Annotated in this window: 2 protein-coding genes; both read right to left on the bottom strand. The window is 72.3% G+C overall.

The window, feature by feature from the left end; all coding sequences use genetic code 11:
- On the bottom strand, positions 1-313 hold a 313-nt coding region (locus AC5LUJ_RS23910), incomplete at its 3' end, for a helix-turn-helix domain-containing protein (protein WP_493465837.1).
- 64 nt (positions 314-377) lie between these two features.
- Complete coding sequence (locus AC5LUJ_RS23905) at positions 378-998, bottom strand: helix-turn-helix domain-containing protein (protein WP_250287419.1); 621 nt, start codon at positions 996-998, stop codon at positions 378-380.
- Positions 999-1,342: the final 344 nt, after the last annotated feature.

Genomic DNA, 1,342 nt, shown 5'->3' with positions numbered 1-1,342 from the left:
GCGGCCCGGCCTGGCGCGGCGAGGGCACCAGAGCGTCGAACCCGCCCGACTTCCAGCTCCTGACCCATCTGTCCAGCGTCCAGCGGGTCACCCGCACCGGCCGGCCGTCCGGGTCGACGTGCTCCCGGGCGGCGAGCGCGCGGACCAGCACCCCGCGCTGCCTGGTCGTCAACGCCTCGTCGGCAAGATCGCGTATGAGCATGTAGCGGAACAGGCCGATCTCCCGGGCCCGTGCACGCCGGGCCGCCTCGTCGTCGTCATCCAGGGACACCGCCACCACCTCCTCGCAGGACCCCGCGACCGAAGTGATCACGGTTGTCCTCAGACTGGCGGCACCGCGGCCCGCCGCCCAGGGGCGCACCCATGTTGATCGACGATCACGAAACGGTCGTGATCATCCAGGTGGGAGACGGAGAGAGCAGCTGGCCGTTTGTGGCCCCGACCGCGATCGCCCACGGCGACACCGTGCCGAGCAGCGGCCACCGCGCCCCAACCGCCACCGTCGCCCCGGCGATCGCCGCGAGCGCATCGGCGAGCGGTGACCCCGCCGGCGCTGGTGCCACCGCGTCGACGCCGACCTCGACGAGCAGGCCCGTGAACACCCGGCGCACGTCACCGGCCCGGCCGGCGAACCGGCGCAGCCAGCCGCGCACCGTCGAGTGCGGCCGGCCGAGCCGGCGCGCGACGCCACGCGCGCCAAGCCCGCCGGCCGCCGCAGCCAACGCCGCCCAGATCACCGCCACCACATCCGCACGGCGCGCCAGCACCACCACCGGCAACAGCACATGCGTGCGTCCACAGCCCGCGCAGCGCGCCCGCCGGGGCTGTAGCCACAGCGTCGCCCAGCCGAGATCCCGCACCGGCCGCCGTATCGACCAGCCCCACCCACCGAGCACCCCGCCGCAATCCCGGCAGGCCAGCTCACCCGCCCGAAGCTGCCGCTCGACCACACCCCGGTCAGCATTTACCGTGAGCACCGCGCCCTCCAGGCGCCTCACGGCCCTTCCCCGGGTTTCCCGCCAAGGACTTTTACGGGGAAGGGCCGTTCCCCTGTCCCGACATCGCTCACAGTGACGCCGTTGACAAACCGGACACCCATCCCACGGTCACAAACCAGACATCACCATCCGCAGCGACCCGCTCGCCGCCACCCTCCGCCGTCGCCGCCCGAGGCCAGACACGCACCCACCCGAGGCATCACAGCGAAAGATCAGAAACGCTGTTCGTCGGCACGCTGTCGTCGCCCATGACCGCCCACCCCAACCCAACGCCAGCCCACCACCATCAGCACCGTCAATGACGCCGCAGCCTCCGTCGTCGGCATCTTGCATGTCGCCTAACA

The organism is Protofrankia sp. CiP1_Cm_nod3, from assembly GCF_982290655.1.
Note: the sequence above shows the minus strand (reverse complement) of the source record. Positions and strands in the feature narration are given on the sequence as shown.